The 6,992-nt window shown below is 74.5% G+C and carries 7 protein-coding genes; 2 read left to right on the top strand and 5 right to left on the bottom strand.

The features are described 5' to 3' along the window. The 5 genes from ICW40_RS11615 to ICW40_RS11595 form a co-directional block, all read right to left on the bottom strand. Positions 1-310 (bottom strand): 2-oxoglutarate dehydrogenase E1 subunit family protein (locus tag ICW40_RS11615; RefSeq protein ID WP_221654108.1); only part of this gene is annotated, 310 nt, incomplete at its 3' end. A gap of 163 nt (positions 311-473) precedes the next feature. Then, a complete protein-coding gene (locus ICW40_RS11610) occupies positions 474-1,301 on the bottom strand; it encodes an ABC transporter permease (protein ID WP_221654106.1) in 828 nt (275 codons plus the stop codon). Beyond that, complete coding sequence (locus ICW40_RS11605; protein ID WP_221654104.1) at positions 1,298-2,296, bottom strand: ABC transporter ATP-binding protein; 999 nt, start codon at positions 2,294-2,296, stop codon at positions 1,298-1,300. Before ICW40_RS11605 ends, ICW40_RS11610 begins: the two co-directional genes overlap by 4 nt. Positions 2,297-2,322: 26 nt before the next feature. Beyond that, positions 2,323-3,354 carry a HAMP domain-containing sensor histidine kinase gene (locus ICW40_RS11600; protein ID WP_374199148.1) on the bottom strand — a complete coding sequence of 344 codons (1,032 nt, stop codon included), beginning with the start codon at positions 3,352-3,354 and terminating at the stop codon, positions 2,323-2,325. 40 nt (positions 3,355-3,394) lie between these two features. After that, a complete protein-coding gene (locus tag ICW40_RS11595; protein ID WP_221654099.1) occupies positions 3,395-4,111 on the bottom strand; it encodes a response regulator transcription factor in 717 nt (238 codons plus the stop codon). 125 nt (positions 4,112-4,236) lie between these two features. Here ICW40_RS11595 and ICW40_RS11590 point away from each other — a divergent pair, with 125 nt between their 5' ends. Further along, positions 4,237-5,553 (top strand): hemolysin family protein, encoded by a 1,317-nt coding sequence (locus ICW40_RS11590; protein WP_221654097.1) that lies wholly within the window; start codon positions 4,237-4,239, stop codon positions 5,551-5,553. After that, positions 5,550-6,593, top strand: coding sequence for a hemolysin family protein (locus ICW40_RS11585; protein ID WP_221654095.1), 1,044 nt, complete (start codon positions 5,550-5,552; stop codon positions 6,591-6,593). Before ICW40_RS11590 ends, ICW40_RS11585 begins: the two co-directional genes overlap by 4 nt. Positions 6,594-6,992: the final 399 nt, after the last annotated feature.

Below are 6,992 nucleotides of genomic sequence, written 5' to 3'. Positions count from 1 at the left end.
GCCCCGTCCCACGCGCGCCGTCGGCGGACGGGCCGGCGGAGGTGCGCGCCGCCGGGGCGCCGTCGCCCGCGGGGGTCGACGCGGGCCCGTTCGACCCGGACCTCGTCGCGGCGGGCTCGTCGGACGTCGGCGCGTCACCCTCCGACGTCGCGCCGCCCTCGCCGCGTGGGCGGTAGTCCTCGAAGAAGTCCCACCACGCCGGGTCGACGGCGCTCTTGTCCGTCAGGTACTGCTCGTAGAGCTCGTCCACGAGCCATTGGTTGGCACCGAAGGCCGCTCGTACGGCATCGGACTCCGCCTTCTGGGACACGCCAGGATCGCCCACTTCCACCACGGGACCTCGGACCGTTGACACCGGTCTGCTCACCGTCCACCCTAGGCGATTTCTCACGTGCCCACGTTCGCTGGGCCGGTGCGCCGCCGCGCCGCGTGACCCGTCGCCCGCCCGGCGCCGGGTCACGCGGCGCGACGGGTCAGCTGATGTCGCGCCGCAGCGACGTCGCCCTGCCGAGCGCCGCGAGCAGCAGCCCGTAGCCGACGAGCGCGAGCAGCCCCTGCCACCACGGCAGCAGGTTCCCGATCCCGCTGGAGGCGTAGAAGCTCGCGCCCGTGACGGCCTCTCCCGCAGCGCCGGGCAGCCACCGCACGATGCCCTCCGTCGGCTCGAACGCGCCGAGGAAGAGCCGGAGCAGCGGCTCGACGAACTGGGTGAACGCGAGGAGCACGACGATCGCGGCGACCTGGTTCGGCATCGCGGCGCCGAACCCGACGCCGACCATCGCCCAGACGGCGAGCACGAGGACCGACCGGGCGAGCGTGAGCAGCACGTCCGGGTCGTCCAGCAGCACGGGCTCGCCGCGCACGGCCAGCACGAGCGCGCCGGTCGCGACGGTGGCGAGGGTCCCGACGACGCCGAACAGCGCGCCCAGCGGCAGGCTCGCGACGAGCTTGGCGCCGAGCACGAGCGACCGGCGGGGCTCCGCGAGCAGGGTCGGGGTGATCGTCATGTGCCGGAACTCGTTGGTCACGGCGAGCGCGCCGACGATGACCGGGAAGACGTACCCCAGGGCGGGCGCGAGCGTGTAGACCGTGCGCACGAGGTCCTCGGGCGGCAGCGGCGGCATCTCGTCGGCCCCTCCGCCGAACCCGCCGGTCATCGCGCCGCCGCCACCCTCCTGCGTGAGGACGAACGCCATGACGCCGCCGAGGAACGCCATGTAGAGCGCCATGCACAGGAGCAGCACCCACCACAGGCGCGTGGTGACGAGCTTGCGGTACTCCGCCCGCAGCGCCGGGATCATGCCGCACCCCGCTCGGTCGCGGCGTCGGCGACGGGACGCGTGCCCGGGCCGTCCGGCTCCGGTGGTGCCCCGGACGCGGCGCGCTCACCCGTCAGCTGGAGGAAGAGGTCCTCGAGGCCGACGTCGCGCGACGCCAGCTCGTGCAGCTCGACGCCCGCGGCGAAGGCCGCGGCGCCGACGGCGGCCGCCTCGACCCCCTCGAGGACGGCCACGCCCGGCTCGGGCAGCGAGACGGCGGCACCGGGCGTGCTGCCGCCGGCGACGCGCTCGACGAGGCGGCGCAGGCCGTCCTGGTCGGGGGAGGCGACCCGGACGGTGCGGCGCGCGAGCCGGGCGAGCTCGGCGAGCGAGGAGGCGTGGACGAGCCTGCCGCGGGCGATGATGACGACGTCGTCGACCGTCTGCTGGACCTCGGAGAGCACGTGGCTCGAGACGAGCACCGTCCGGCCCTCGGCGGCGAGGTGGCGCAGGAAGGCCCGGAGCCACGCGATGCCCTCCGGGTCGAGGCCGTTGGCGGGCTCGTCGAGCACGAGGACCCGCGGGTCGCCGAGCAGCGTCGTCGCGAGCCCGAGCCGCTGGCGCATGCCGAGGGAGAAGCCGCCGACCCGGCGGTCCGCCGCGTCGGTGAGGCCGACGAGGGCGAGCACCTCGTCGCACCGGCTGTCGGGCACCCCGACCTGCGGCGCGAGGACCCGCAGGTGGTCGCGGGCGCTGCGTCCCGGGTGGAAGCTCGCGGCCTCGAGCGCGGCGCCGACGACGTGGGCGGGCCGCGGGATGTCGGTGTAGCGCCGGCCCGAGACCGTCGCGGTGCCGGACGTCGGGCTCACGAGCCCGAGCAGCATCCGGAGGGTCGTGGTCTTGCCTGCGCCGTTGGGGCCCAGGAAGCCGGTGACGCGGCCGGGCCGCACCTCGAAGCTGAGGTCGTCGACGGCCAGGACCGCACCGAACCGCTTGGACAGGTGATCGACGACGACGTGGCCGTCCGTTGTAGTCATGGCCTCACCCTATTGTTTGCATCGATCTAGAACAAGTGCTCACTTCGCGAGCGTCCGGTGGGGAGCGAGACGCGCATGACGCAGCCCTTCGCCGAGTCCGCGACGTGCACCGTCCCACCGTGCAGCTGCACCGCCCACCGGACGATCGCGAGACCCAGCCCCGTGCCGCCCGTGCTCTCCTGCCCGGTGCGAGCCGGGGCGTTGCCGCGGCTGAACCGCTCGAAGACCTGGTTGCGGTCCGACCGCGGGATGCCGGGTCCCTCGTCGATCACGTCGATGACCACCTGGCTCCCCGCGCGCCGCGCCTCGACCCGGATCTCGCCGCCGGCGGGGGAGTGCCGGACGGCGTTGTGGAGCAGGTTCGCGACCACCTGGTGCAGCCGCTCGGCGTCGGCCGGCACGGTGAGGCCCGCAGGCCGCACGGCGGTGACCACGCGCAGCTGCTTCGTCGCCGCCAGGGGCTCCGTCGCGACGGCGGCCTCGCGGAGGAAGTCCTCCAGGACGACGTCGGCGATGTCGAGGCCGACGGCGCCGGCCTCGATGCGGGACAGGTCCAGGAGGTAGGACACGAGCCGCCCGAGGCGCTCGGTCTGCGAGAGGGCGGCCTGGAGCGTCTCGGGGTCCGGCTCGCTGACGCCGTCGACCATGTTCTCGAGCTGGGCGCGGAGCGCCGTGACGGGGGTCCGCAGCTCGTGGGACACGTTGGCGACCATCTCGCGGCGCAGCGAGTCCACCTGCTCGAGGTCGGCCGCCATGGTGTTGAAGGCCTCCGCGAGCTGCCCGACCTCGTCGCGGCTCGTCGCGCGGACCCGCTGCGAGTAGTCGCCGCTCGCCATCGCGCGCGCCGCCGCGGTCATCTCGCGCAGCGGCGACGTCATGCCGCGCGCCAGGACCTGCACCGCGAGCAGCGAGACGAGCACGGCCAGGGGCAGCGTGCGCGTCGGCCCGAGGGCGTTGTAGAGCCCGAGCCAGGTGATGAACGCGCTCAAGGTGACGCTCGCGGCGACCAGCACGCCGAGCTTGATCTTGATGGTCGAGAACCGGTCGAGCGGCCGCACGTCGGGCAGCCTGCCGCGGCCGTGACGCGGCGGGGCCACGTCAGGCGCCGGCCGGCTCGAAGGCGTAGCCGACCCCGTGGACGGTGCGGATGAGGTCCGGTCCGAGCTTGCGACGCAGCGCCTTGACGTGGGAGTCCACCGTCCGCGTGCCCGACGCGTCCACCCAGTCCCACACCTCCGCGAGCAGGCGCTCGCGGGTCAGCACGGTGCGCGGCGTCTGGGCCAGCGTCACGAGCAGGTCGAACTCGGTCGGCGTCAGGTGGACCACCTCGCCGCTGCGCGAGACGCGTCGCTGAGCGCGGTCGATGACGACGTCGCCCACCTCGAGCGCGGGCAGCGCGGGCGCCTGCTCGGCGAGCTGGGTGGCTCGCTCGACGCGGCGCAGGAGCGCCTTGGTGCGTGCGACCAGCTCACGCATCGAGAAGGGCTTGGTCATGTAGTCGTCCGCCCCGACGCCGAGGCCGACGAGCATGTCCGTCTCGTCGTCGCGGGCCGTGAGCATGATCACGGGGACCGGGCGGTCGCGCTGGATGCGGCGGCAGACCTCGAGGCCGTCGAGCCCCGGCAGCATCACGTCGAGCACCACGACGTCGGGGTCGAGGCGGCTCGCGGCGGCCACGCCGCTGGGTCCGTCGCTCGCGATCTCCACGCGCCAGCCCTCCGCGGTCATCCGGTGGGCCACGGCGGTGGCGATGGCGGGCTCGTCCTCGACGACGAGCACGACGACGGGACCGGCCTCCGGCCTGCTCGGTGACATGGGGCCTAGCGTGGCACAGGCCGTTATGCTGACGGCACGATGACGAGCCCGAGTCCGGGCCGGTGCTGGATCGCCAGCACCGGCTCACCCCCCGTCCCGTCCCTCCCCACGACCGGCCGCCCACGGTGACCGAGTGGCTGCTCGTCCTGCTCGGCGTCGTCCTCACGATCGGGACCGCGATCTTCGTCGCGGCCGAGTTCGCGCTCGTGACGCTCGACCCCGCCGTGGTGGGGCAGGAGACCCAGCGCCATGACGACCGGCGCAACCGCTCCGTGCGGCGCGCGCTCGCCGAGCTCTCCACCCAGCTCTCGGGTGCCCAGGTCGGCATCACGGTCACGACGATCCTCCTGGGCTACACGACCCAGCCCGCCATCGCCTCCCTGCTCGGGGACCTCGTGGGCCGCACGGCCGCCGCCGAGGGGCTCGCCACCGGCATCGCCGCGGTCGGGTCGATCGTGCTCGTCAACGGGTTCTCGATGCTCTTCGGCGAGCTCGTCCCCAAGAACCTCGCGCTGAGCCGGCCGCTCCCCACGGCGCGCGCGGTCGCCCCGCTCCAGCGCGGGTTCACGACGGCGCTCCGTCCGCTCATCACGGTGCTCAACGACAGCGCGAACGGGCTGCTGCGCCGCGTGGGCGTCGAGCCGCGCGAGGAGCTGTCCGGCGGGCGGTCGGCGCAGGAGCTGGCGTCGCTCGTCCGGCGCTCGGCCGAGGTCGGCACGCTCGACGAGGGGACGGCGACCCTGCTCACCAACTCGATCGAGCTCGACACCCTCACGGCGGTCGACGTGATGACGGACCGCACGCGGATGGAGGTCGTGCGTCGCGACCACACCGCGGCCGACGTCGTCGCTCGCGCCCGCGCGACCGGGCACTCCCGCTTCCCCGTGATCGACGCCTCGCACGACGACATCGTCGGCCTCGTCCACCTGCGTCGCGCCGTCGCGGTGCCGTTCGAGCGCCGCGGCGACGTGCCGGCGGCTGCGCTCATGGACGAGGCGCCCCGCGTGCCGGAGACCGTGCGGCTGGGGCCGCTGCTCGTCGAGCTGCGCGAGCACGGCATGCAGATGGCGGTCGTGGTCGACGAGTACGGCGGGACCGCGGGCGTCGTCACGCTCGAGGACGTCATCGAGGAGCTCGTGGGCGAGGTGGCCGACGAGCACGACCCGAGGCGCGCGGGTGTGCACCGCACCGCGGACGACTCGTGGAGCGTCCCGGGGCTGCTGCGGCCCGACGAGCTGACCGAGTCGACCGGCCTCACCGTGCCCGACGACGGCGCGTTCGAGACGCTCGGCGGGCTGGTCATGGAGCGCCTCGGCCGCGTGCCGCACGCCGGCGACGTCGTGGAGGTGCCGGGCGCCGTGCTGCAGGTCGAGCAGATGGACGGGCGCCGGGTGGAGCGCCTCCGCGTCCGCGGCGTCGACGACGGCGAGGCCCCCGCATGAGCACCGGGGCCGCGATCACGCTCGGCGTCCTGCTGCTCGCCGCGAACGCCTTCTTCGTCGGCGCGGAGTTCGCGATCATCTCGGCCCGGCGCAGCTCGATCGAGCCCCTCGCCGCGGCCGGCTCCCGCCGCGCACGCGTCGTCCTGTGGGCCATGGAGCACGTGTCCCTCATGCTCGCCTGCGCCCAGCTCGGCATCACGGTGTGCTCGACGTCCCTCGGCGTGGTCGCCGAGCCCGCGATCGCGCACGTCATCGAGGGTCCGCTCGCGGCCGCCGGGCTGCCGGAGAGCGCCGTGCACCCCGTCGCGTTCGTCATCGCCCTCGCGATCGTCGTGTACCTCCACGTCGTCCTCGGCGAGATGGTGCCCAAGAACCTCGCGGTCGCCGGTCCTGACCGCGCCGTGCTGTGGTTCGGGCCGCCCCTGGTGTGGATCGCTCGCGCGGTCAGCCCGGTCATCACGGCGCTCAACTGGCTCGCGAACCACATGCTGCGGCTCGTCGGCGTCGAGCCCAAGGACGAGGTCGCGTCGGCGTTCACCGCGGAGGAGGTCCAGTCGATCGTCGAGCGCTCGCAGGCGGAGGGGCTCCTCGTCGACGCGCAGGGCCTGCTCGCGGGGGCGATCGAGTTCAGCGACCGCACGGCGGCCGACGTCATGGTGCCGGTCGAGAGCCTGGTCTCGGTCGCACGGGGATGCTCCGTGGCCGACGTCGAGCGGCTCGTCGCGCGGACGGGCTTCAGCCGGTTCGTGGTGACCGACGAGGCCGGGGTGCCCGTGGGCTACCTGCACCTCAAGGACGTGCTCTACGCGGGCCCGGGGGAGCGGGACCTGCCCGTGCCGGAGTGGCGCGTGCGGGCGCTCGCCCAGGTCGGCCCGGGCGACGAGGTCGAGGCCGCGCTGGCCGCGATGCAGCGGTCGGGGACGCACCTCGCGCGCGTGGTCGACGACGCGGTCGTCGTGGGTGTCGTGTTCCTCGAGGACATCCTCGAGGAGCTCGTCGGCGAGGTGCGCGACGCCATGCAGCGCGGCCAGATCCACTGAGGGCCGCGCCCGGGAACGCATCCACCAGGCCGCTTGGAACCTGGGTGGTCAGCCGTTACTGTTTCGACATCATCTCGGTCCTGCCTGGGGTCCCCCTGTGCCCGGGCGGCCGAGATCGCGCTCCCACTGCTGCGGCCGCGGGAGACGTCGGGCCTCTGCGGCCCGGGTTCCAGCAGGTCGACGTCGGAGGTGTCGTGGAGCGAGAGCAGTCCGGGCCGTCGCAGCCGTCGACGACCCCGACGCCGCTCGTCGCGTCCTCGACCTCGTCCTCCGCCCCCTCCTCGGAGCACCCCCCCGCCGCCCGTCGGAGCCGCGCGGAGGCCCGGTCGTCGCGCCGCGCCCCGCGCGACGTCGCGCGTCCCGCGACGGAGCGGGCCGGTCTGGCGCCCGCGTCCGCCC

This window comes from Actinotalea ferrariae (genome assembly GCF_019733465.1).
Lineage (GTDB): Bacteria > Actinomycetota > Actinomycetes > Actinomycetales > Cellulomonadaceae > Actinotalea > Actinotalea ferrariae_A.
Note: the sequence above shows the minus strand (reverse complement) of the source record. Positions and strands in the feature narration are given on the sequence as shown.